General features: G+C 45.2%; 22 protein-coding genes, 2 tRNA genes and 1 pseudogene. 11 read left to right on the top strand and 14 right to left on the bottom strand.

Annotated features, from left to right (window positions below; genetic code table 11):
- The coding region (locus NG833_RS00480) for a DUF4277 domain-containing protein (RefSeq protein ID WP_254563370.1) at positions 1 to 92 on the bottom strand (92 nt) is incomplete at its 3' end.
- Between the two features lie 203 nt (positions 93 to 295).
- Between NG833_RS00480 and NG833_RS00475 the strand changes: the two are divergent.
- The 5 genes and pseudogenes from NG833_RS00475 to NG833_RS00455 all read left to right on the top strand — a co-directional run.
- Positions 296 to 496, top strand: a pseudogene (locus NG833_RS00475) (hypothetical protein); the annotation flags it as partial.
- Positions 497 to 531: 35 nt separating this feature from the next.
- Positions 532 to 720, top strand: a complete 189-nt coding sequence (locus NG833_RS00470) for a hypothetical protein (RefSeq protein ID WP_254563367.1) — start codon at positions 532 to 534, stop codon at positions 718 to 720.
- Between the two features lie 431 nt (positions 721 to 1151).
- Positions 1152 to 1301: a hypothetical protein gene (locus NG833_RS00465; protein WP_254563366.1), complete on the top strand. Its 150-nt coding sequence runs from the start codon at positions 1152 to 1154 to the stop codon at positions 1299 to 1301.
- 384 nt (positions 1302 to 1685) lie between these two features.
- Positions 1686 to 2615 (top strand): transposase, encoded by a 930-nt coding sequence (locus NG833_RS00460; RefSeq protein ID WP_254563365.1) that lies wholly within the window; start codon positions 1686 to 1688, stop codon positions 2613 to 2615.
- Between the two features lie 640 nt (positions 2616 to 3255).
- A complete protein-coding gene (locus NG833_RS00455; RefSeq protein WP_254563364.1) occupies positions 3256 to 3819 on the top strand; it encodes a hypothetical protein in 564 nt (187 codons plus the stop codon).
- A gap of 1 nt (position 3820) precedes the next feature.
- Here the strand turns inward: NG833_RS00455 and NG833_RS00450 are convergent, their stop codons facing one another.
- The 4 genes from NG833_RS00450 to murA all read right to left on the bottom strand — a co-directional run bounded on the left by NG833_RS00450 (position 3821) and on the right by murA (position 6601).
- Positions 3821 to 4081, bottom strand: a complete 261-nt coding sequence (locus tag NG833_RS00450; RefSeq protein ID WP_254563363.1) for a hypothetical protein — start codon at positions 4079 to 4081, stop codon at positions 3821 to 3823.
- A gap of 152 nt (positions 4082 to 4233) precedes the next feature.
- A tRNA-Leu gene (locus tag NG833_RS00445) sits at positions 4234 to 4315 on the bottom strand.
- Positions 4294 to 5169 carry a M48 family metallopeptidase gene (locus tag NG833_RS00440; RefSeq protein WP_254563362.1) on the bottom strand — a complete coding sequence of 292 codons (876 nt, stop codon included), beginning with the start codon at positions 5167 to 5169 and terminating at the stop codon, positions 4294 to 4296. The genes NG833_RS00445 and NG833_RS00440 overlap by 22 nt, the downstream gene beginning before the upstream one ends.
- 82 nt (positions 5170 to 5251) lie before the next feature.
- Positions 5252 to 6601 carry a UDP-N-acetylglucosamine 1-carboxyvinyltransferase gene (gene murA, locus NG833_RS00435; RefSeq protein ID WP_375293867.1) on the bottom strand — a complete coding sequence of 450 codons (1350 nt, stop codon included), beginning with the start codon at positions 6599 to 6601 and terminating at the stop codon, positions 5252 to 5254.
- Between the two features lie 397 nt (positions 6602 to 6998).
- Here murA and NG833_RS00430 point away from each other — a divergent pair.
- Positions 6999 to 7082, top strand: a tRNA-Leu gene (locus tag NG833_RS00430).
- Positions 7083 to 7105: 23 nt separating this feature from the next.
- Positions 7106 to 7903 carry an RNA methyltransferase gene (locus tag NG833_RS00425; protein WP_254563361.1) on the top strand — a complete coding sequence of 266 codons (798 nt, stop codon included), beginning with the start codon at positions 7106 to 7108 and terminating at the stop codon, positions 7901 to 7903.
- Positions 7904 to 7936: 33 nt separating this feature from the next.
- Here the strand turns inward: NG833_RS00425 and NG833_RS00420 are convergent, their stop codons facing one another.
- The 4 genes from NG833_RS00420 to NG833_RS00405 all read right to left on the bottom strand — a co-directional run bounded on the left by NG833_RS00420 (position 7937) and on the right by NG833_RS00405 (position 12914).
- Positions 7937 to 8185, bottom strand: coding sequence for a hypothetical protein (locus NG833_RS00420; RefSeq protein ID WP_254563360.1), 249 nt, complete (start codon positions 8183 to 8185; stop codon positions 7937 to 7939).
- A gap of 493 nt (positions 8186 to 8678) precedes the next feature.
- Positions 8679 to 9668, bottom strand: coding sequence for a protein-methionine-sulfoxide reductase catalytic subunit MsrP (gene msrP, locus NG833_RS00415; RefSeq protein ID WP_254563359.1), 990 nt, complete (start codon positions 9666 to 9668; stop codon positions 8679 to 8681).
- Positions 9669 to 10116: 448 nt separating this feature from the next.
- Positions 10117 to 11247, bottom strand: coding sequence for a calcium-binding protein (locus tag NG833_RS00410; RefSeq protein WP_254563358.1), 1131 nt, complete (start codon positions 11245 to 11247; stop codon positions 10117 to 10119).
- A 284-nt stretch (positions 11248 to 11531) separates the two neighbouring features.
- Positions 11532 to 12914, bottom strand: coding sequence for a cytochrome P450 (locus NG833_RS00405; protein WP_254563357.1), 1383 nt, complete (start codon positions 12912 to 12914; stop codon positions 11532 to 11534).
- Between the two features lie 124 nt (positions 12915 to 13038).
- Here NG833_RS00405 and NG833_RS00400 point away from each other — a divergent pair, with 124 nt between their 5' ends.
- Positions 13039 to 13548 (top strand): DUF1648 domain-containing protein, encoded by a 510-nt coding sequence (locus NG833_RS00400; protein WP_254563356.1) that lies wholly within the window; start codon positions 13039 to 13041, stop codon positions 13546 to 13548.
- 50 nt (positions 13549 to 13598) lie between these two features.
- Here the strand turns inward: NG833_RS00400 and NG833_RS00395 are convergent, their stop codons facing one another.
- Positions 13599 to 14966: an NB-ARC domain-containing protein gene (locus tag NG833_RS00395; protein ID WP_254563355.1), complete on the bottom strand. Its 1368-nt coding sequence runs from the start codon at positions 14964 to 14966 to the stop codon at positions 13599 to 13601.
- A 468-nt stretch (positions 14967 to 15434) separates the two neighbouring features.
- Between NG833_RS00395 and NG833_RS00390 the strand changes: the two genes are divergently transcribed.
- Positions 15435 to 17771 (top strand): hypothetical protein, encoded by a 2337-nt coding sequence (locus tag NG833_RS00390; protein ID WP_254563354.1) that lies wholly within the window; start codon positions 15435 to 15437, stop codon positions 17769 to 17771.
- A gap of 297 nt (positions 17772 to 18068) precedes the next feature.
- Here NG833_RS00390 and NG833_RS00385 read toward each other — a convergent pair whose 3' ends face one another.
- On the bottom strand, positions 18069 to 18386 hold the full coding sequence (locus tag NG833_RS00385; protein WP_254563353.1) for a nucleotidyltransferase family protein: 318 nt from the start codon (positions 18384 to 18386) through the stop codon (positions 18069 to 18071).
- Between the two features lie 10 nt (positions 18387 to 18396).
- A complete protein-coding gene (locus tag NG833_RS00380) occupies positions 18397 to 19089 on the bottom strand; it encodes a Uma2 family endonuclease (protein ID WP_254563352.1) in 693 nt (230 codons plus the stop codon).
- A gap of 52 nt (positions 19090 to 19141) precedes the next feature.
- Here NG833_RS00380 and rsmD point away from each other — a divergent pair, with 52 nt between their 5' ends.
- Positions 19142 to 19699, top strand: coding sequence for a 16S rRNA (guanine(966)-N(2))-methyltransferase RsmD (rsmD, locus tag NG833_RS00375; protein ID WP_254563351.1), 558 nt, complete (start codon positions 19142 to 19144; stop codon positions 19697 to 19699).
- A 77-nt stretch (positions 19700 to 19776) separates the two neighbouring features.
- Here the strand turns inward: rsmD and petG are convergent, their stop codons facing one another.
- Entirely contained in the window at positions 19777 to 19890 is a 114-nt protein-coding gene (gene petG / locus NG833_RS00370) for a cytochrome b6-f complex subunit V (RefSeq protein WP_254563350.1), read from the bottom strand.
- Positions 19891 to 20143: 253 nt separating this feature from the next.
- Between petG and NG833_RS00365 the strand changes: the two genes are divergently transcribed.
- Positions 20144 to 20551 carry a cytochrome c gene (locus NG833_RS00365; RefSeq protein WP_256555771.1) on the top strand — a complete coding sequence of 136 codons (408 nt, stop codon included), beginning with the start codon at positions 20144 to 20146 and terminating at the stop codon, positions 20549 to 20551.
- Positions 20552 to 20766: 215 nt separating this feature from the next.
- Here NG833_RS00365 and NG833_RS00360 read toward each other — a convergent pair whose 3' ends face one another.
- Positions 20767 to 22524 (bottom strand): ABC transporter ATP-binding protein, encoded by a 1758-nt coding sequence (locus NG833_RS00360; RefSeq protein WP_254563349.1) that lies wholly within the window; start codon positions 22522 to 22524, stop codon positions 20767 to 20769.
- Positions 22525 to 22849: the final 325 nt, after the last annotated feature.

The raw sequence follows: 22849 nt of genomic DNA, 5'->3' as shown, positions 1-22849 counted from the left end.
CGATAGACAAGTCCTATCTCATCAATGATGCCCGAGACTATGCCACAGTGGTCAATATCTTGTACTATGATATCAGATGCTATGTCTGTCATGGTTTTAGAATATTCCAAACTCTCTTATTTTACCTGCGGAATGTAGGAGACATGGCAATTCAACCGGAGTAATTTCTGAGCTAAATACTCGGGCTAATTCTCCCTCTTTAAAAGCCGGTCAACGCCAGAGCATCCGACGAGTACATGATTATTTAAAGGCGCGCGTTGAACACATTACTTATCACGCCTTTGAAGAACAAGGAATGCCCAGAGGCTCCGGCATGGTCGATAGTGCTTGTAAATGGTTGATACAACAGCGCTTTAAGGGGGTCGGTATGCGGTGGAGTAGTCAGGGATTTAATCACCTGTTACATTTACGTCTGGCCTGGGTAAATAGTCGCTTTGATGACTTGTTTGAAAAGGGGAGTTGTTTCTCGTCTTCTAGCTCCTCCCCCAACTCCTAGATGAGCCCTACAGTTCGTCTGATGCTTTATCGCCATTGCTCTGGGTCAATGGTGCCAAAGGAGGCGGTATTCGCATCAAATTCCGCCGCTTCCTGTGGAGTCCAAGCACCTGCTATAGCAATCCTCAATCAGTTGTGGAAGACGATGGCGGCCCCCAACCGACGGCGGCCCAAAACATCCGAGGGGAGAAGATAGATGTTACAAATCATTTAGGATTGCTATAGAACGCAGGGACTGTTTTTAAAATTGGGTTTCCGGGCAACTAATACCCAAACAAAACAACACCCAAGACCTACTCGCTGAGTGATTTCCTCTCAATTTCAATGTTCGCAGGCTGCCTAACTGAAACAGTTTAGGAGTATTGCTGCCGATTCCACGATTTGAGGAAATATCAGCCCTTGGTTTGGGTGTTGTTGGGGTTTTGGTACGAGACAGATGTTAGATTAAACAGCTTGAACCTCATTAAGCTAATTTGAACTTGGCTGTTGTAATCTGCCAGAGAAGCTCTTTCTTGCTTCTATATATTTAATTTAGCACGCTTTTGAGCAATGGCAAGGGAATGATATAAAACTTTACTTAATTTATCGGAGGCTGGGTTCCCTCGTAAATTCCTCTAAATTCAGGGCGGACCATCAGATGAAGGCTTCTTTTCACAGTGGGTTCTTGTCAGGGAGCAGTGCGATCGCAACTTCTGCTCTTCTTCAAAGGTTTCCATCCGATGGCCAAGGAAGGGATTTTAAAAATTAAGTTGCCACCGCAACTGATACCCAAACAAAACAACACCCAAGACCTACTCGCTGAGTGATTTCCTCTCAATTTCAATGTTCGCAGGCTGCCTAACTGAAACAGTTTAGGAGTATTGCTGCCGATTCCACGATTTTAGGAAATATCAGCCCTTGGTTTGGGTGTTGTTGGGGGTTTGATCCGACGAGACAGATGTTAGATTAAACAGCTTGAACCTCTTTAAGCTAATTTGAACTTGTCTGCTGTTATCTGCCAGGGAAGCTCTTTCGGCTTCATTTATTAATTTATCATCATTTTCCTATAATGCAAGCACAAGCAATAAAGGTTTACATAAATTTGAGTAAACTATCTCAAAAGTATGAATTTAAGTAAACATTAGACCTCTCCTTAATATAAAATTTATGCTATAATGAAATAAAAATAAAGATTTTAGTAAGATTTAACCATGACTAGCCCCCTGAAGCGTATTCAAGAATATCCCAAAGAATCCAAGCGTCTAATCGGAATCGAATATGACCAGTTTTTAGCGTTAGTAGAACTGGCAAAACAACGACATATTGAAAAACAAATAGAACTGGAAGCCCAAAAAATTAGAATCAATGCCAAGGGAGCTGGACGTAAAGCTGAAATGACAGTAGAGGAAGGAGTCTGTCTTTGTTTGGTTTATTTAAGGCAAAAACCCATATTTGAAGTTCTAGGTTTGTTATTTGATATTTCTAAAACTAACGCTAATGACGCTTTTCATTATTGGATAAAAATCATTAGAGAGATTTTACCAGCTTCGCAAATGGAAGAAGCGGAGGATAACGAACAAGCTTATGAAAAACTTCAGCAAAAATTGACCGAACATTTACTAATCGTAGATAGCTCTGAGCAGCGTACTGCAAGACCTGTAGACTATGAAGAACAAAAAAAATTGTATTCAGGAAAGAAAAAAATGCATACGCTAAAAAACCAATTTATTGTTTTGCCCGGTGGTCAAGATATTGTGGATGTAACAGTTGGAGAGTTAGGAAAAACAAGTGATATTAGTTTGTTTCGACAAAGCCTTCCAAAATTCAACAACCATCAAAAATTTTTAGGAGATAAAGCTTACCTTGGAGAACCAGCCATTGTTACCCCTCAAAAAAAGCCCAAAAACGGAGAACTAACCGAAGAACAGAAACAAGAAAACAAAAAAATATCGACTCAGAGAATAGGGGTTGAGCATTTGATAGGAAAGATTAAAATTTTTCGAGTAGCTGCGGAAAGGTTTAGATTGGTTAGGCATCAATATGAACAGGTAATTTTCGCGGTTTGTGGATTAGTTAGAGTTCGACTAGGTTCGGTAGATTTACTAACGTTAAAAAATGGAGTACCCCTAGAGCCAATTTAAAGTCTCGACTGGCAACAAAGGAGAACCATTTTAATCAAATAGCCTAGTAACCTAGCTACAAGCCTTGTGTTTTCGTTCTTAACCCTATTGAAGATTACGCCGGGTCAAAAGGCTGAAATTCCCTTTCCATAAGGATTTATAATTTTCGGACGAGTCTATTGGCCTCAATCAGGGGTTCACCAGGGTGCAAGAGACTTGCGATGTCCTATATTTGGGGATCCGATGCCAGGGAGCTTGTTTTATAGGATCCCGACCGCATGATACACCCGGGATAAGCATCCGGGGTTTGAGCGCAAATTGGCAGCGACTGAGTAAAGATTCTGTAAAACAAAGCGGGTTGACTTCCTCTGACTAGAGCTCCAAATTCAGCGATCGGCCGAGAAGGCATCAAGCTGGTTATCAAAAATCATCCCTCTGTCGAACCTCATTTTTTTTTACAAAGGCAGAAATCTCAAACATCAGTGGACTCACTCCAGCTATCTATTTCTAAAGAAAGATGCAGTATCCCCCAATTTTTTCCTAGAGTGAGTTCAATTATTATCAATGGTCGCTCGGGCTAATTTTTAGAATTGGGACACCCGTGGCAACTTTGTTCTCATGGTCAGCATTGATCTGACTGTTTTTATTCGGAGGTTTCACAATGTTAAATAGATTTAACAAGACATCCCTTAACAAACGCAGCCCTCTGGTTCGCGGATCTTCCCTGTTTGGAAAGGTGAATGGGGCGATCGCCCTGGGACTGATGCTCCTGGTACTCCCAGCTTGCGACGCGACGGATCAAACCACGATGACGACCCCCACAGACCCGGGAATTGACACCACAACGACCCCAGGCATGGAGACGACAGCCATGATCCCAGAGTTTGAGGAGGTTGCAGAGAATCCTAACCAGTTTATGGGTCAAATGGTGACCCTCAACGGTGAAGTGGCAGAAGTCCTTGGACCGAATGTTTTCCGGATCCAGGAAGATCAGCTCATTGGTGGGGATGATATCATTGTGATTACCACCGGAGCCCAAACCCCGGTGATGGAAGATAGTCAAATCCAGGTGACGGGAGAAGTTCGTCAATTGGTGGTTACTGAAATCGAACGGGATTACGATCTCGGCTGGGATGATACTTTACGCACTGAAATCGAACGGGAATACACGGACCGACCTGCGATCGTGGCCCAGTCCATCCAACCCATGATGACTACTCCCTAACTTAGGCTGAGGCGATCGCCGGCTGAGTTTCCAAATAATCCAAATAAAAAGAGAAGAGAACCGGAGTTCTCTTCTCTTTCGTTTGGGTGGGGTTTTGGGAGGGGGTAGGGTTGCGATCGCCCTTTATCGTTTCCCCTTTTAATTTTTTCCGCAACATCTGTTGCTGCTTCTTGAGTTGTCGTTGCCTTGCACTGCCACCTTTGCCCTTGGTATTTCTCCCCTGACTACGAGGAGACTCCCAGCGTTTGAGCCGTTGAGCCATTGTCTTAATCCTTCTGTGTGTAATCGCGATCAATCACTGTCTTTTACCATTGTAGCTGGGCTGACCCAGCACTTGTCAACTCCCTCATCAAAAAATAAAGGTCCTCAGCTTTTGACTGAGAACCTCTATTTTGTGCTTCCGATATTAGAGAGTGGGCGAGGCGAGAGTCGAACTCGCACGACCGAAGCCGCCACATTTTGAGTGTGGTGCGTCTACCAATTTCGCCACTCGCCCTTTTTCTCGGTTTCACTACTATAACACATTTTTCCTTTTTGCAACAAAGTTTCATAATCTTTGCTGCTGGCCCAGCGATCAATCTCTCTAGCCCGGAGTACAGGCAGAGGATGGGTGAGTTGGCCGGTTTGGGCTTCCCTGAGCAAAAGTCCCAGTTCTGTACTGCTGCTCTCATCGTAAGCACGAGCTTGGGCGAGAAAGGCATCCAAATTGAGTTGGGGAGCCAGAGTCGGGGAACCCCCGGCCAATTTCATCAGGACCGAACTCACCACTCGCGAGTCCTGAGTGGCTAATAAGGCAGCGCGATCGCAGCTAAACTCGGCGCATCTGACCCACTGCAAAATTTGACTTTGGAGAGTTTGGGCCAGTAAAGCCCCCACCGTCGAAAGTTGTCCTGCGGCTAACATGATCAGATTCGCCAGGGTTAAATAAACCCCATGTTCGCATTTAAGATGCCCCAGCTCATGTCCGATCACCGCCTGGATTTCTTCCGGTGTCAGCAGTTCGATCAGGGAGGTGTGAATCACCACAAAGGGTTTTTTGCCCCGCATCGCGAAGGTATAAGCATTCGGCATCGGATGTTGACGAACATAGAGTTCCGGAGTCTCTAAATCCAAAACCTGGCAGGCTTCCTTGAGCAACTGATGCAACTCAGGCAACTGTTGCTCACTGACCAAAACGCTAGAAGCAATATTATCCAGGTAAAAAAATTGTTCCCCAATCGAACCGAGCAACTGGCGGACGATCAAGTCCAGTCCTGGGAGTTGCTTTAAAGATTGGGTTGCTTCTAGATCCAGAGGATGACGAAAGCCATCTGCTTTGAGTCCGATCAGGGTTGTTTTTGGGAAAGCCATACCAGTTTAGGGACTAAGGTCTGATGACAGAGAATTAAGAGGTTTTCTCAGAAGAATAGACTTCTGGAAACCTCTTGCCCTTTCATTTTAGTGCGGATTGAGAAGATTGGTTGGCGGTTGAGTTGGCTTCGCTCTCAGGAGGAGCCGGTTCTCGCTTAATCCGAACCCCGAGCTGTTGGAGTTTGAGGTCAAGGTTTTCGTAGCCGCGATCCAGGTGCTGCAACCCTTGAATGGTTGTTTTACCCTCAGCGGCTAAAGCAGCGATCGCCAAGGCTGCCGAGGCGCGAAGGTCTGTTGCCATCACCGGAGCACCCGTCAGGTGGGGTACACCGCGCACGATCGCCGTATTGCCTTTGACGCGAATATCTGCTCCCATGCGATTTAACTCAGCCACATGACGCAGGCGATTTTCAAAGACAGTTTCGGTAATCAGGCTATCGCCATTACTCACCGTCAGCAAGGCCATAAATTGAGCCTGCATATCCGTGGGAAACCCAGGATAGGGCAAGGTTTCGATATCCGTTGCCTGAATGATATCTGGTCCAATCACCCGCAGGCGATCGGGGCCTTCCGTAATGATTTGCGCGCCAGTTTGCCGCAGCTTGGAAATCACCGGAGTCAGATGGTCACTGATCACCGGATAGAGACTGATATCTGAGCGAGAAATTGCTCCAGCGACTAAGAAGGTTCCGGCTTCAATGCGATCGGGAATGATCGGATAGTCTGCCGTATGCAGCCGGGGAACCCCTTCAATCACAATGGTTTTGGTCCCCGCACCGCGAATTTTTGCCCCTAGAGCGTTACAGAAGTTCGCCAAATCAATGACTTCTGGCTCTTGAGCGACATTATCCAGGATGGTTTCTCCATCAGCGAGGGTTGCCGCCATCATCAGGGTTTCAGTGGCACCGACGCTGGGATAGTCGAGATAAAATTTAGCGCCTTTTAAGCGGCGATCGCGTCCAGGGACGGACGCATGAACCATACCATGCTCAATATAGACATTAGCGCCCAGGGCTTGCAGTCCGCGAACGTGGATATCAACGGGTCTGGCCCCGATCGCACAGCCACCGGGAAGGGGAACATGGGCTTCTCCCAATCGGGCCAAGATGGGTCCAATGGCAAAGAAACTAGCCCGCAGTTGGCTGACTAATTCATAAGGGGCTTCCGAAGTCGTGATATCCCGAGCGTTGATATCTAGGACATCGCCGTTCCATTGGAGATCGACCCCCAGGGCCGAAAGCACTTGACCCATGCGAATCGCATCCACCAGGGATGGCACATTTCGCAACCGACAGGGTTCCGGACAAAGCAGGGACCCCGCCATGATCACTAAGGCGGCATTTTTGGCCCCGCTAATTTTGACTTGTCCTTGCAGGGGATGGCCTCCCCAAATATGTAGGACCGAGGGGTCAGCTTCGTGAGAGTTGGTGATGTTGAGCGAACCGAGAGAGGCAGTAATAGGTCTATCCTCCAGAATCAGTGGATGTGGTACACCTTTCGATTTGGTTTTGATTCTACCGGAAATATTTTAGTTGTCCAGATTTATACCTAAAAAAATCAATTCCGGTAACCCCTGATACCAATAGAATCTTACCGTTAGCTATTTTGTGGTCAGTGATGCGGATTTCACGGTGAGGACCTCCTCATAGTCCGCATCATTAGGGACAACAATTCTAGCCGGTGTCTTCTGGTGTACCTTGTAACTGGACATTCCTCAAAAGTGTAGTGGGTAGATGACGTAATTGGGAAAAAACTTTTTTGAATTGACCCCTTGACATCCATGAGGAACTGAGGCACTATGGTAAATCGGAGTGCAAAACTGCATTTTCGCGGAACTGGCGGAATTGGTAGACGCGCTAGATTCAGGTTCTAGTGTCCGCAAGGACTTCCGGGTTCAAGTCCCGGGTTCCGCATCTACAACCCATGTAATACCTCAATGTTGACGAGCCTTCAGAATCCTCTGGTCAAGCAGATGCGGAAATTGCACGCTGCAAAGGAGCGCGATCGCCAGCAACTGTTTTTGTTGGAAGGGACGCACCTCTTGGAGGAAGCCTGTGGGGTGGATTATCCCCTAGAGGTGGTCTGTTTTACACCGGAGTGGCAAGGGCGCTATCCTGAATTATGGGAAACCGTGACCCAGCGATCGCCCCGGTGTGAAATCGTCAACGAATCTGTCATCAAAGCAGTCGCCACTACCGTCCAACCCGATGGCGTCGTGGCAATCGCCAAACGGCGCGAGTCGGCAGTCCCCTCGATTCCCCAGTCTGGCTTGACCCTCGCCTTGGAAACCCTCCAAGACCCCGGCAATCTCGGCACTCTGATTAGAACCGCTGCCGCCACAGGAACTCAAGGCATTTGGCTGAGTGCTGATAGTGTGGATGCCGCTTCTCCAAAAGTTTTACGCGCCTCTGCGGGACAGTGGTTTCGCTTGCCGGTTTCCGTCAGTGCGGACTTAAAGCAGGATGTCATCCGCGCACAACAACAAGGGGTGCAGGTCATTTCTACCACTGCCGATGCACCCCTAACGTACTGGGAAATTGATTACCATCAGCCAACCTTAGTTTTGCTCGGCAATGAAGGCGCAGGATTATCCGCCGACTTACTCTCTACCGCCGATCATCAAGTTCGGATCCCGCTACAGTCTGGGGTCGAATCTTTAAATGTGGCGATCGCCGCCGCCTTAATTTTATATGAAGCGCTCCGTCAAACCAGCCATTCGTCCCAGGTTTCTTGAACTGAGGCGATCGGACTCAAAACCCTAACTGGATTAATCTTCAGCTTCGGGTTTGTGCAGTTCTTTAAAAAATTCATCAATATCAGCCACTGCCTCTTCCAGATCATGGAGGGTAAAAGTCGCCTTCTCTTCTTCTGCCGTCTGAATCGCTTGCCGTTCAGCTTCGCGAGCAGATGCCGCCTTCTGGTCCTCCACCAATTGCAACCGCTCTTGCAATGCATTGAGAGAATCTAAGAATGCTTTCTCCGATGCCTCCCGGTCTTCGTGCTGATGGTTACTCATAACAAATTGACTCCCAATTCAATATGCACCACCCCAATGACCTCCGATTCCGGAGAGTGGGACGAGTACAAATACTATGCCCTCGGTCGTACAGTGCAGATGCATCCCTAACTCCCTAGAGCATCGGTACAGTCTTAGAAAACAACAGACAAGAACCCGGGTTTCTGGCCCTAAATTGTTGCTCTGATGTAGAGATTTTCTAAAAAACCTGGATTCTAACCTCTACTGTACCGGCACTCTCCTAGGGTTGGGCAGCTTGTTTTACCCCAAAGTAAGGGAATTTGACCCAACCCATCTTCTCAACCCCGATCTAATGATCTAATGTAGGTGCGATTCCGTTCCCCCAATCAAGCTGAGTTTATCCCCTTTTGAGAAAACTGGCTATTTTGCGATCGCCCTCAAACTGCACCCAGAGGTTAAACCCCATCAGGTAGAGAAGGCAAAACCTCCCGGGGGTAAAAACCCCCGCCTACCCGGGAGGAAAACGGTTTGTTCAGGTGGAATACAAGTTGGCCACCCATTCCCCATAGCCGTTATAAGGAAGAGTAGGCTGACGTTCCCAAGAGATAGCCGGTCCGTCGCCAACAATCCGTTCTGTTGCCTGTGACCAACGCGGATGAGGCTTATTCGGATTGACATTCGCCTCTAAATCGTACTCGCTCGGTACTAAAGTATTCCAATAAGTCGCCGGTTGTTCGGCTAAGAACTCGATTTTAACAATAGATTTGGCTCCCTTAAACCCGTATTTCCACGGGATTACCATCCGGAGGGGCGCTCCATGTTGTTTGGGAAGGGTCCGACCGTAAATTCCCGTAGCAAAAAAGGCCAGTTCATTAGCCATTTCCTCAATGCGTAAACTTTCGGTGTAAGGCCAAGGTAAGCTGCCTAAATGAAATCCCGGACCCGGAGTAATTTCTGGATCATAAAAAGAGGTAAAACGCACAAATTTAGCGGCACTGGTGGGTTCCACAGCTTCAATCAGGTGTTTCATGGGGAATCCAATCCAGGGAACAACCATTGCCCAAGCTTCTACACATCGGAACCGATAGATGCGTTCTTCTAGGGGAAATTGGGTTTGAATTTCATCAATATCATAAATCCGGGGATTTTTGACCAGTCCACCGACTTCAATTTTCCAGTTTTCTGTGGGCAAACTTTGGGCGGATTTCCAAATCGATTTGGTGCCGCCAAATTCATAAAAATTATTGTAGCGAGAGGCAAAGGATTGGTCAGTGATGGGCCGATCGCCTTCTATGAAATTGGGGTTGCGCGAAATATTGGCTAAGGGAGTGGTATTTTGGATGAGTTCGCTCAGGGAATCGGAGTTGGTTTTACTGTTACAGCCAGCGATCGGTAAAACGGTCGCCCCTATCCCAGCGGCGATGGCGGTCTTCAAAAAGCGCCGACGGGACAGAAAAGCGGTTTCTGACGTGGTTTGGTGTTCGGGAATTTCCCAGGATTTAAGAATGCGGATGAGAACCATGATTGATAAAAGTGGCAGTTGCCTTCAGGGTTTTTGAACAGGAAATCTTAGGGAACAGGACTTACGCCTGATTTAATATCCAACCCTAACTGTAGGGTTGATTCGCGAATCAACCCTACAGCATCCGGGGTTTATACGGAATCCGGTTGGTAAAAGTAGTTAAAAGTAGGGTGGGCACTGCCCACCTTTCCTTAACGGTGGGCAATGTCCACCCTACAATGGCTTACTCGTTTTTAAAGACCTATCACAACCGAATTCCGTATTAGGCGTAAGTCCTGGGGAAATTATAGAACAACTTCCAAAGGCTGATAGAACCAGCCACTCCAGGACGAACCCCGGATCGCCCCGTTTCATCCCCAATCCAATTTTTCCAGGTCATTTTTATAAAGTAGCCCGCGCAGGCGGGCTTTGTCCGTATAGCCCCACTCTTTAGGGTGCGGGTTTAGTTCTATCCGAGTAAATCAATCCCCAAATCTTCCGCACTGACTACTTGGATATAATCAAGTAAATTGAACTGCGAAACATCGACATTCATGACGACACCCAAGACACGATTATTGGAATCAATGATGGCGGTATCTCCAATGCCGTCGGTATTAATATCAACTGCGCCGAGGAGAATGTTAGAGAGATCGGTCACATTGACTAATTTAATCCGATCGCCTTCTGCGGCATTAAAATCTAAAATGCGATCGGCAGTGGCAGCATCGGTCCCGGCAACATCCGCCCGTAAGATAAAATCATCGGCATCAGCACCGCCATAGAGAAAGTCCGAACCCATATCTCCAATCAGAATATCTCGGCCTTCATCTCCATATAACACGTCATTTCCTTGACCCCCGCGAATTAAGTCATCCCCTGTACCACCCCGAATGGTATCATCCCCTAAATTGCCATTCAGGACATCATTCCCGATGCCACCATCAAGCAAATCATTGTCTTTGCCACCTCGGAGAAAATCATCCCCTTCTCCCCCAAAGATGGTGTCGTTTCCTTGGTTGCCATTGGCGACATCGGAACCACTGCTGCCAATAATGCGATCGTCCCCTTCGAGTCCCCGTAATCCTCCCGGCCAATTGATATCATCTAAAGCAATTTCAATTAAGTTACTGGCTGCATCTGCATCCACAAATCGTCCTAATTGACTGCCTTCAGCTGCTCGATTAATCAGGTCCGAAAACCCTTCTCTAACGGTGGGATTTTCGATTAAGTTAGTATTGACAAAATCAGCAATTTGAGTTAAAGAAAACCTCTGAGCAATTTCATTGCTGTCCACAAAATTACGAATTTCTCCCACCACTGAGTTGAGGAATTGAGTGGAGTTAACTGCCGTTTGATTGGACTCAATCAATTGATTGACCCGGTTGAGAAATTGCGACCCCACTTGATTGACATCCACATTTCCAATCAAGCGAGAAAACACGGAACTCAGGACAAAACCTGTCGGTCCCAGGGTGATAAATCTGGCCGCTGTAGTAGCAATATCTCGCGCCGCCTCCGTTTCCTCTTGGTCATCGTTGCCGACTCCGGGTAAGAAGTCGAAAAATCCATCGGGGATAATTTTATTAAAAAAGTCCATGATGAGTCTCCTTGAAGTTTAGAATTTAGGGTATAGTATAGAACATTTTTTAAAACTGACATCAGGATGATTTAAGAACAGCTTTCAGAAATTTTGAGTCTGGGTATTGAGTCATGCTGAGGCGATCGCCATTCTTTCCAGTCTTCCCTGATTTTCCATCCCCCGATTTTTCGGTTATAAATAGCTAAAATTAGGCAAAATCAGGGTTAGGGGGAGGAGAGAGTTGATTTTCATCCCCCTGATGTTTCCCTAGGGACCCAGGGTGATTCTTGCCAAATTTTGCCCTAACTCACCGCAGCAACTAGGGGTCTTTCGGTAGGAGTGCGATCGCCAACCTTAATCATTTTAATTCCCCCTGCCGGTGATAATGTCACCCCTCGGCGTTGGGGTTTTACTGGACCTTTTTCTGCCAATTTTAAATCATAACCCGATAAAATGGTGGCTAAGGCTAACTTCATTTCGTAGACCGCTAATGCAGCACCAATGCAGCGACGTTTACCCCCACCGAAGGGCATAAATTCGTAGGGAGAAAATTGCCGTTCTAAGAACCGTTGTGGCTTAAATTGATAGGAATCGGGATATAAATCTTCCCGATGATGGAGGAGATAAATACAACCAACTAAATCCGTTCCGGCTTTGAGTGAGTAACCTAATAACTCCATCGGTTCTTCGACTCGCCGAGGAAAGGTTAACATCGCCACGGGATAAAGTCTCAACACTTCATTGCAGACTGCGGTCAAATAAGGGAGGTTAAAAATGTCCATCAGTGCCGGATTATCCCCGAGACTGGCAATCTCTTCTCGGAGACGATTTTTGACCTCGGGAAGCGCATGAATCCAATATAAACCCCAGGACATGGCACTGGCAGTTGTTTCGTATCCCGCAAACAGTAAGGTGAGCAATTCATCCCGTAATTCTTTATCGGTCATCGCTTCACCTTCTGCATCCCGCGCCGACATTAATAGGGAGAGGATATCGAGGCGATCGCTCAAGTCCTGTTGACGGCGATTAGCAATTTCTGCATAGAGTAATTTATCAATTTGTTCTCGAATCCTGAGAAAATAGCCCCAAGGACTCCATCGGCCTAAATCCACTTGCAATTGCTTGAAAAACAGTAGACCGGACGCAGCCGGAGTGTTAAAAACATCTAACATCGAAGTCATTAAATGTTTTATTTGATGATAATTTTCTCCGGCAACATCTAAGCCAAAGACGGTTTTGAGCATCACTTGGGATGAAATTTCAGACATCATTGCACGAGCGAGAAAAGGCTGGGAGGTTGGCACTTGGCTCATGACTGTTGCAGCAATTTCGCGAATCATTTCGCCATAAGAGCGCATTCTATCCCCATGAAACGGAGGCATCAATAATTGGCGCTGACGACGGTGGCGATCGCCTTCTAACATGATAACCGAATACTCTCCCAGCAAAGGTTCCACAATTTGATTCACCTTTCCTGGGACGCTCAATTGCTTGTTATCATGGGTTAAAATATATTGAATCGCTTGGGGATGAGAGACAAAGACAAGGGTATCCCCAAACCCAACAACTTCCGCCTTAAATAGGTCGGGATAACGGCGAACATTGGCTTCCATGTAGCCAACGGGATTCATGACCCAATGTAACTTTTGCAACAAGCGGGGGGTCTCGGAACGAGGTAAGTTCATTGGTCTTCTGCATGAGTAGTTTTATCAATTTTAAAGGATTTCCTGAAAAACGAACCCAAATTGCACAATCAGCGGATCAGAATGGGTGCAAGTATCCTCTTTTTACCTCCTGGGAGAAAAGCTCATGGAAAACAATCAACAACGACCCGTTATCGAGGCGATCGCCTACTCCCCTTTAGAAATCATCCTGGAAATTACCGCCTTGCTGGGTGTGGTTGCCAGTTTGGCGATCGGGGGTTACTATTGGCAGAACCTTCCTGCTGCCGTTCCCCTACATTTTGGCATCACTGGCGAACCCGACTTATGGGGACCTAAATTCACATTCTGGTTGATTCCTGCGATCGGCGTCATCAGTTATCTAGCGATGACAATTACTAAATTTTTTCCCAATACCTTTAATTATCCGGTCCCCATCACCCCAGAAAACATCCAAAATCAATATAAAATTGCCCGTCAACTGTTGCTCTGGATGAAAGCTGAACTTATGGGAATCCTGGTCTGGATTGAATGGGGAATGATTCGAGTAGCCATGAAACAATCCACTCATTTATCAATCTTTTATCTGCTGGGATTTTTAGCTTTGTTATTTTTAACGATTGGATTTTATTTAAGGCGATCTTATCGCGATCGGTAGGGGCCTGTTGTAGCGGAAAGTATGGCGCTAAACTAGAGTAACTGGTCAGGCTATTCTTTGTTTATAATTTGTAATTTTATATACTCTTTAATTACGGGTTTAAGGTTAAAGCTTGATCCTCCATTCTCCAAATTTTTATTAACTAAAAAACGTCTGCATAAAGACTGCAAAGCCTTTAAAAAATCTGCGTGAGATCCAGAAAAATCAGTGGGTTTATGGGTAATATCTAAGGATTGCACCCTAGCCAAACAAAACATCACTGATTTTTCCGACTCTGACAAGCGCAGATAGCTTTCGCTCAATATTGTTTCTAAATCTCCTAAGAATGGCATTGGGCAAGCTAAAAATTGAGTGACGCTGCCGTTAAATAAGTCCAGTATGGTCGTAGAAATTATATTTAACCAGGAGGGGTTGCCATCGTAAAGAGTAATGAGTTCCAACCATTTATCATCATCGGTCAATCCTCTGGTTTTTAACATTTCCCGTGCCGACTCTCCCAAGCCAGTCAGATGTAAGCTTCTACAGTAAAGGCTTTCTGCTTCTAATGTGGCAATGCCTAGCGGTTTTTCCGAACTTATTAAGACGAAGCAACTGTTGTGGGAGAATGAAGCTATTTTCTTGAGAAATTTACTATAATTCTGGTAGCCTGGTAAATAGGTTCCTGCTAATTCTCCCCGGTTAAAAGTTTCTTGTAGATCATCAAGGATGATCAGGCAACGATAGGAACGTAAATATTCAATGAGGGAGTTTAATTTAGTTTCTTGATGTTGAGAGAGAATATCAAGTAAATTATTTTCTAAGGATATCTGCTTGAGGAATTGATTATGACTGCGCCAAATGACGATATCGAAGCGATCTTTTATTTGGTCTACGAGTTCCACTGCCATCGCCGTTTTGCCAATTCCCGATAATCCGATAAGGTTAACAAGGCGAATATTTTCCTCTACTATCCATTGCTTGAGGGTGGTTAGTTCATCACTGCGATCGTAGAAGTGATCTCGTTCAGGGGCATCGGTCATATCGTAGTGTTTGTCTGTGTTAGTCCGGGAGGGCGATCGCTGGTGGCTCGTTTCCGCAGAATGCCAACTTTCCCTACAAAGGTTGATGTTACCGCCTACCAAATTACTCTGTACGAAATTACCGACACTTGAAACATTAGAGATATGATACCGTTCCATTGTGGCGCGGAGGTTGGACTTCGTCACTTGTTTGCCTAGTTCTTGGGATATCAGTTGTAATAAAGCCCCAGCAGCTTTTTTGACGTTAGCTTCAGTACTGCGGTAATTCTGTGCAATTTCCCTGTACTTTTGGTGATCCCACACCCCCAATAATACCGCCTGTTGCAGATTTGTTAAGTGTTTCCCTGTTCTCTCGAAGACTAACTCATCCGCCCATTGCAGAACTTGTTGAACATCCATAGGGAACTCATTGATTAATTCTCCGCGCATTCTACTACTTTTTTAACCCTTTTTCAACCTTTGGGTCTTATTTTATACTTTTTTAGGCAATTTCCGCTTAACTCATTGAATCAAAATGTATTCTAATTTCTACGTTTTAAGACTAGACAAATAAGGGTTAAATTCTATACTAGGTAGAGATAGAACCCTCCTAAATTATTTGTATCATGGATCCAAGTTTAACACCTGGATAGTGGGGTAAGCGCTCGCGGAGCGTCTGCGTAAGCACGTAAATTATGCCGTAGGCTTTGCATATTGGTCGCTGGTTTTGTTCCAAAGCATTGAGGATTGGCATACAGGATAAATCAACGAAAACACCAGACATTCCCGCTTTAACCTCAAATATTATCAAGATAGAAGGGGTTATAAAATCGTTGATATTTTAGAATTGTCCACATTACACAAACGATCTCTAGGGGAAATATTGCTATGTTGGAACTATCACAAATTTTTGATTCTGACTACTATTCATCTCTTTATCCAGACTTGGGAAGCGCTGGATTAGTCAATCGAGAACAATTGTTTAGTCACTTCATTCAAAGTGGAATTGATGAAAATCGGAGCTTTTCTCCTTTAATTGAATTAAATTATTATCAATTAGTCAATCCAGATTTATCTATGGCTGGCCTCAACACCAATAGACAATTAATTGACCATATTATTAATTTCGGAATTAATGAAAAGCGTCGTTTTTCTCCCAATATCGATTTAAACTTTTATGGGAGTGCGAATCCAGACTTGATTGCTGCTGGTTTAAATAGTGGCGCTCAGTTATTTGACCACCTAATTAATTTTGGGGTTCGAGAAGGGCGTCAGCTAGTCGCGCCTCCTGTTAGCTTACCTGAAGTGACTCCGCCTCAACCACAACTTCCGACAGATGAGCCAGACCCAGGAATTCCGGATGTTCCAGATTTTCCTGAATTCCCAGACCTACTCGGGGGTTTTTTAACAAACCGGGCTTTTAATTCGGATTCTAGTAATCTTGCTTTGAACGATGGATTTAATAACGTTCCAGAATTAACTGGTTTGAACTCCGCTGTAACAGCGAGTTGGCAAATAGCGGTGAGTTATTTGCAAAAAATTTTAATAGATCCAGATTTTGCCACAAAAATAACTACAGCTTTTGGGCAAGACGCCAATTTTGATTTGGCAAAATCTTTTGTTGAAGATTTAATCGCCGGACAAACAACCCTCAAAATTCATATTGTGTCCCTGGATGAACTGGCAGGTGCACAAGGCGCTTTTGACCTGGTAACCAATACGATCTATCTTTCTCAAGAATTTATAGTTCAACACGCCACGACTCCAGAAAATATCGCCAGCGTTATCCTGGAAGAGGTGGGCCATTATATAGATGCTCAAATTAATTCCGTTGATGCACCGGGCGATGAGGGCGCGATTTTTTCCGACTTGGTTCGTGGAATACACTTATCTGACGAAGCGCTAGGTCAATTAAAAAGCAATGAAGACTGGGGTACTCTTCAATTAGGAGACTTTACCATTCCCGTAGAGCGAAGTAAACGCTGGTCTTTATGGACTTATGACTTGAATAATTTTCAAGGGTGGAATCGGTTTATCGGATCAACGACAGTCAATTCAAATTCCACTGGCATTAATCTGGATTGGGGTTTTGATTCTGCTGATAAATTCAATTCCGTCTATTTGGGCAATCTAAAAGATAACTTTGTTGCTTTAGCCGGTACTTTTGCCTATTTTGAAGCAGGGAAAAATTATACATTTAAGGCCAATGGGGATGATGCTTTATTCCTCATGGCTCAACCTCAATCTAATCCGAATAATGGTTCCTGGATAACTCCTCAATGGGAAGTGTTTGATCATCGACAAGGTCGGCCCGCAGATAGAACTTATAATTTCACAGCGAAAGAAAGTGGGTGGCATACAGTTTATGCAGCATTGATTGAAAAAGGAGGCAGGGCTTATATGGATGTAAACTGGCAACCTTCCGATGGGCGCTGGACCATACGAGCCAATAAAAATGGAGAAAGGAGACCTATTCACCTTCAATCTATTGATGGTCAGCCTATTACAGACAAACCTACATGGCTGGTGATTCATGGAAATGTTAATACGGCCAAAGACATGGAGTATTTAGCGAAAGCTATTAAAAGTAATCAACCTAATTCTCAAGTTCTAACTCTGGATTGGGGAAGTGCTGCAAATAATGTAACTTCCTTGGGAGATAACTTCAATCAGGCTCTTCAAAAATCAACTGAATGGATCCAACCAGTTGCTCAAGCTGCCAAAACTCTTTTAACAGATTTTGGAATTTCTAATAAAAACATTAATCTTATTGGCCATAGCCTTGGAACTTATGTTTCTTGGGAAATTTCCAAAAGTATCCCGCAAGGAATCAACAAAATTATTGCCTTAGATCCAGCCACTCAAATACCTGGATGGTATGAAACAAGAAATATTAATTTTTCAGAATACTCAGATTGGTCTTGGGCATTTGATGGGAGTGCATTAGGAAGTGAGAGCAAAGCTGGAACTGCTGATGAATTTTTCCAAATGGCTTTTCCAAGTTTGAATGAATTTACCAATCATGGATCTGTTCATCAAGCTTTTGCTGATTTGCTTTACCAAAATAATTCCTTATGGAGTTTGAACCAAATGAAACCTTCGGGTAAGTTTTGGAATATTGATTATGGCCCTAAAGCAGAAGCTTTTATTTCTTTTTATAAGAATGGAAGCCAATGGCGAATTTCTCAATGGAGAGATGACAGAGGAGCTTTGATTGCTTCTTAAAAAAAGAAGAGGTTTCATACTTTGTGATTTGCTCATTTTCAAGCGGATTTATACACTTTGAAAGTGCCTAAGAGATCATAAAAGATCCAAAGGTCATGTTCTTGTATTGACCAAATTACAAAGATGTGTATTTCTATAATTTATTATCTGTTTTCTTCTCGTTAGTCCGCTAAGTAGGCTATCTCCAAACTTTTAAAAAGTTAATGCTCCCTAAAAAAATCAGCGAATGATAAGTTGTTTGTTCGCTAAAATGCCAGCATTAATCTCCAAAATCTATCAATATCTAAAAGTGATGCTTCATCCCGCTGCATAAAATACCTCGGCAGTTCCTAAAATTTCTTTGCGTCGAATCCAGTTATGGCTTTCTTCAATCGCCCCTTTGCTAAGTAAGTCCACATCCCGCTGAAAAACTTTTTTTAATTCATTCTCCATGCGGACTAAATCTAGTAAACTAATTGTTGCATCTGGTGCAAAATTAACCAAAACATCAATATCGCTATCTGGGCGAAAATCCTCTCGTAAGACTGAACCAAACAAGGCAAATTCCGTGATTTTCCACTGGTGACAAAATGCCTCGATTTTCTCTCTTGGGAGTTCAATTTGAGTTTTGAGCATCGTTCCTCCTTCATTCCGGATTTTGCAATTGTTCTTTCACCCAATTTCTAAAAGTTCGTAATGCTGCCATTTGTCCCATGCTGCGGCTTTTCTGAATGAATTCGGGAATCGCAGCAGTAACGGCAATCGGTGAAAATGTAGGGCTGAAATCCCGTTGCAGGTATTCCTCACCCTGCAACTCAAAAATTTCCAAACCTCTGCGCCGGTAGCGCCAAATTTCGGGAATTTTCAAGGATTGATAAATGGGAAATTTATTGAGAGACCCACTGGTAATATCCACTTCAACGACTAAATCTGGAGGCGGGTCTACAGTTAGGTCAATTTTGAGTTGACTTCTCACCCGAGGCTCATTCTGAATGTAATAGCATTGATCCGGTTCTAATCCGCGCTGAATATCTTCTTTTTTCCAGGTGGTAGAGCCTAAATTCATCAAATTGAGGTTGAGTTCGTCTGCCAAAACGACAATACAATCATGGATAGATAAACTGTAGCTTTCATGTTCTTGTGATGGAGCCATAAGTTCTAACGTTCCTTGGTCATAGGCAACCCTCACTCCACCACTATCTTTCAAGTCCAATAAGAGTGCTTCGTAGGTTTGCCAACGGATATTGGGTAAAATAAGGGAGGGTGTTCCCTCTGCATCGCCTAATTCCGGAGTGATTGTCAGGGGTTCTCCGGTCGAGTTCTGTGAAATTCTTACCATACTTTTTCCTCCAAATATTCGGGTTGTACCTGAATCGACTATCCTAATTATTATGAGCCTTAGAATTTATGGTAATCGGTTACTGAAAACTTTACCCGGTGAGCAAACTCGACCGACTGCGGCACGGGTGCGCGAAGCGGTGTTTAATGTTTGGCAAGGGAGTATTGCTGGATGTCGTTGGTTGGATTTATGCGCCGGTGCCGGGACGATGAGTGCAGAGGCGTTATGTCGAGGTGCTTTAGAAGTTGTGGCGATGGAACAGTCCCCTCGTGCCTTGGCGATTATTCGGGAAAATTTGCAACGGGTGAAGCAGGCGGATCAAACGGTGGACATTCTGCGCGGTGATGTGATGGCGCGGTTGAAATCTTTGCAGGGTCGGCAATTTGACCGAATGTATTTCGATCCGCCTTATGCCAGCAGTCTCTATCAACCTGTGTTGGCAGCGATCGCCCAATATCAACTCCTGGCACCCGATGGGGAAATTGCGGTGGAACATCGCAGCGATCGCCTGACCCTGGACCCGATTCCCACTCTGGAAATCCTTCGGGAACGCCGTTACAGCAATACCACCATCACATTCCTCGGGTTATCCGATGAGTCAGCAAATTAAAACAGCGATCGCCTCTCCTGGGTCCTGAACCCGAAAGCGGCGATCGCTGTTGTTTTAGTCAGGAATCAGCGACTGGTTTACAAACCCAAATCGTTCCCGCGCTTGTACTGCTGGTAAGCGGCGAAAAACAAACCAGCTAGAGTCACCACAATCAAACCCAACACGATGCCAGACAGTAACGGTTCAACCACGTCTATGAATCTCCTTTGCAACTAGGGTTATATTTTAATATGTAAAGGTTTCTTGCAATTCTTTCATCTAAAGACAGTCGCCCAAAATGGCACTCTTGGCATTGGACGAGGCGGAGATCTCCTGAGCAGGCGATTTCCTCGACTAACGGGGGTTTCCCAGAAATTGCCGTAGAATGCCCATTCTGATCGCAAATGTTAAGCTATGTTATAAAATCATACAATATTTGTACATCCCTTGAAAACCACCTTGCCCTTGACTAACGATCTCGCCAAACCTGAAGCAGTAGAACCTTGTCCCGTCACAAGTGGGGCGATCGCCTTTGGTGCGCGAAGCGCAGTCATCGTCTTTATTCTGGTGGGTATTGTCCTCGGGATTATTCTCGCCCTACAATTACAAGTCTCGGATCCTTATGTGAAAACCGTCTTAAACCTTGATGGAGACTCAATTCGGGGTCATGCCATCTTCCAAATGAACTGTGCGGGTTGTCATGGCATCCAGAATGGACGGCAGGTGGGACCCAGTTTAACGGGCGTTTCTCAACGGAAATCCCCCGTGGGTATTATTCATCAGGTGACGGGGGGCAAAACCCCACCCATGCCCCAATTTCAACCCAATCCGCAAGATATGGCGGATTTATTAGAATATGTTGAAAGTCTTTAAACTCAACAACCCCCGAGGGTTCTAAATCTTCGGGGGTTTTGAGTTAGGGAACTCCATAAAATAAAATATCCAAAAAACCCTCACCCTAAAGGGTGGGGCTATACGGACGTTAGCGAAGCCATGCCCCTTGGGCTATAGCCCGCCTGCGCGGGCTAAATTGAGTCTTGTGGGGTACTTAATTATCAGATTGGGATGATTTATTTGTGGGAATACCCTTATCCCCTTTCAAACTGTTGGGTGTAAAATTTGGCATATTGTCCTTCGCGTTCCAACAATTCCTGATGAGTGCCGGATTCTAAAATTTGTCCCTTTTCCATGACTAAAATACGATCGGCGCGACGTACAGTGCCGAGACGGTGAGCAATAATAAATACGGTGCGGTTTTGCATTAACCGTTCTAATGCTTCTTGGACTAATGCTTCCGATTCTGAATCTAAGGCAGAGGTTGCTTCATCTAGTATGAGGATTCGAGGATTGAGAAGGACCGCGCGGGCGATCGCAATTCGTTGCCGTTGACCCCCGGATAAATTAACCCCTCTCTCTCCTACCCAACTCTGATATCCATCGGGTAGTTTTTGAATAAACTCATCGGCATTGGCAATTTTCGCCGCTGCTTCAATCTCGTCTAACTGATAATCAAGTTGTCCAAAAGCAATATTTTGGGCAATACTTCCGGTGAATAAAATGGTTTCCTGGGGAACGATGCCAATTTGACGGCGTAAACTGGGAATAGTTACCTCGCGAATGTCAATTCCATCAATCAGAATTTGTCCCGATTTCACATCATAAAACCGAGGCAAAAGATTGACTAAGGTGGTTTTACCCGCCCCCGAAGCACCGACTAAGGCGATCGCCTCTCCCGGGGATGCCAATAAACTTAACCCCTGCAATACCGGCACTTCTTCTTGGTTTTTGGGGTTGAGAATCGGTTGGGTGGCGTAGGCAAAGGAAACATTGCGATATTCAACCTTTCCCGTAACTGCCGGTAAGGCGACTGCACCAGGTTTTTCCACCACCGTTGCTTTCACCGCAAACAACTCAAAAATTCGGTCTACCGATGCCTCTGCCTGTTTAAATTCATTATAATTACTCGTCGTCAAAGCAATGGGATTAATCACCAACGCCACTGCTGCGACATAACTGACAAATTCACTCCCCGTTAAATTGCCTTGGGAAATTTGCCATCCTCCGAGGAAAAATAGCAATAACACACTTAAGGCTTCTAAAAATCCCACCACAGGAAACTGAATCGCCTTTAATTGTTCTGCCCGATATTTCATCCGGCGATTATGTTCGGCTTCCTTATAAAATCGCTCAATTTCATAGTCTTCCGCAGCAAAGGCTTGAACTAAGCGAATCCCACTAAATACTTCAGAAATTAATGCCGATAAATTAGAAATTTGAGTTTGACTGCGCCGGGAAACAATTAATAGTTTATTGCCAAACCAACTGACTATAATCGCCATGAATGGGGCAATTAACAGGGTAGCAAAGGTGAGTTGCCAATTCAAATAAATCATGTATCCCACCACTACTATCAGTTGCAAAATACAGGGAACAAATTGATGGAAAAATTTATTCACTACTTCCCCAATCCGGTCAATATCTTCCGTGAGGCGATAGGAAAGGTCGCCGGTTTTGGCGGTTTCAAAAAAGCCCAGATTGAGCTTGTGGAGATGGCTATAAATGGATTTGCGGAGGTCGAGGGCGATGGAGAGGGCGGCGGAAGCCATCAGGGAATCTTGACCATATTGGACGATTCCTTGACCGAGGAAAATTAGGGCACCAATCCCCGCTAATCGGGCGATCGCCACCACATCCCCGGCCCCAATAAAATTAGCAATCCGACCGGCTAACCAGGCTTGCAAAGGCCAAAAAACGGTAAAAATCAACGTACAAATCAGCGCCCGGATGATGGTGTTCCAATGGGGACGCAGGTAAGGCAGCAGTAACCAATAATGCGATCGAGACAATTTTAGGCGTTCATATTCAGGGTTAATCTTACTTTACTCGATCGCCGTCGGGTCCGACACCGATACAGACCCTCTTAGCCCGCGCAGGCGGGCTATAGCCCAAGGGGCATGGCTTCGCTAACGTCCGTATAGCCCCACCCTTGAGGGTGCGGGTTTTGCAGATCCATAGTTACCAAATTGGGTATTCTTAGGGGATTCCAACAAATAAATCATCCTTGCTTTGATGCGATCGCACCTAACAAGGCTCTTTTAGCCCGCGCAGGCACCGCTTTGTCCGTGTAGCCCCAGGCTTGAGCCTGCGGGTTTTTTGAAGGTTTTATTTTTT

The sequence above is a fragment of the Oscillatoria sp. HE19RPO genome, assembly GCF_024220515.1.
GTDB lineage: Bacteria > Cyanobacteriota > Cyanobacteriia > Cyanobacteriales > Laspinemataceae > Laspinema.
The sequence above is the reverse complement of the archived record's forward strand: the minus strand, read 5'-3'. Positions and strand labels throughout refer to the sequence as shown.